This is a genomic window from Geomonas sp., assembly GCF_056994735.1.
Window position 1 is genome coordinate 1 of the sequence record NZ_JBXKJL010000214.1, and the last position, 1,498, is coordinate 1,498.

Annotated in this window: 1 protein-coding gene and 1 pseudogene; both read left to right on the forward strand. The window is 63.8% G+C overall.

Annotated features, from left to right (window positions below):
• Window positions 1-11 precede the first annotated feature (11 nt).
• Window positions 12-479 (forward strand): annotated as a pseudogene (locus AC11W3_RS09130) (recombinase zinc beta ribbon domain-containing protein); the annotation flags it as partial.
• A gap of 490 nt (window positions 480-969) precedes the next feature.
• Window positions 970-1,498, forward strand: a 529-nt coding sequence (locus tag AC11W3_RS09135; RefSeq protein ID WP_484092893.1) for a reverse transcriptase/maturase family protein, incomplete at its 3' end; no start/stop codon positions are given.

Here is a 1,498-nt window from a genome sequence, read left to right on the forward strand (position 1 = left end):
GGGATCGCTCGGTGGTCTGGCTGATCCTCAAGAATCCGGCCTACAAGGGGACGGCGGCGTTCGGCAAGACGCGCTCGGGAGAGCTCAAGCCGCAGCGCCTCCGCCCGCAGCGCGGCCGCCCCGAGCAGCCCAGGCGGCCGGTCTCGAGGATTGACACATCTTCGGAAGATCGAATCTTCATCGAAGTCCCCGGCCTCGTGAGCGAGGATCTCTTCGGTGCGGTCCAGGCTCAACTCGAGGAGAACCGCCGGCGCCGCCGCGACCGGCCCGGAGGCGGCCGGTACCTACTCCAAGGCCTGGTCGTGTGCAAGCGGTGTGGCTACGGTTGCTACGGCAAACCGACGAGCCGGGCCTCGGCCAAGGGCAAGGTCCCCTACGCCTACTACCGCTGCACGGGCTCGGACGCCTATCGCTTCGGCGGTCAGCGCCTCTGTTGGAACAAGCAGATCCGCACCGATATGCTGGACGCCGCCGTCTGGGACGATGTGCGCCGCCTCTTGTCCGAACCGGAGCGGATCCGGAAGGAGTACGAGCGGCGGCTTCAGGGTCCGGAGACGGGGCCGAATCGGGAGGTCCAGCATCTCAGTAAGATGGTGAGAAATGTTAAGAAGATGATTTCTCGGCTGATTGATGCCTACGGCGAGGGATTGCTCGACAAGTCGGAATTCGAGCCACGGATCTCGGCGGCGAGGGAGCGGCTGGCCAAACTGGAGTCCGAGTATCGTCAGCGGATCGGCGAGGCTGCCAAGGAGGCGGAGTTACGGCTGGTCATCGGTCAGTTGGAGGAGTTCGCGAGCCGTGTTTCGCAGGGGCTACAGGAGCCGGACTGGGAGACGCGGCGGGAAGTGGTTCGGGCCTTGGTGAAGAAGGTCGAGATCGACGAGCAGGAGGTCCGCATCGTGTATCGGGTCAGTCCATCCCCTTTTGAAGGGAGCCCCCAACAAGGTCGTTCGCAACATTGTTGGGGGTGTGAGCAGCCCGATCCTCTCCAACGTCTACCTCGACAGGCTGGACCAGTTCGCCGAAACCGTGTTGCTTCCGGCTTACAACCACGGAGACCGACGGAAGCCGTACCCGCCCTACATGGCGCTGCTGAACGCGGCACGAAGACAATGGGACGCCGGACATCCCGACGAGGCTCGACAGCTACGCCAACAATCGCAGCACATGGCCTCCCGGGACCCCGACGACCCGGACTTCCGCCGCCTCTGGTACGTCAGGTATGCAGACGACTTCCTGCTGGGCTTCAGTGGGCCGCGGGAAGAAGCCGAGCAGATCAAGCAGCGGCTGCAAGCGTTCTTGCATGAGGCCCTCAAGCTGGAACTCTCGCAGGAGAAGACGCTGATCACGCACGCCCGAACGGAGGCGGCACGTTTCCTCGGCTACGAGATCGTCACCTTGGACGCCGACTGCAAGCACGACCATCGAGGTCAGCGTTGCATCAACGGTGCACCGGGACTGAAGGTGCCCGCGGCTGTCATCAACAAGAAATGCTCCA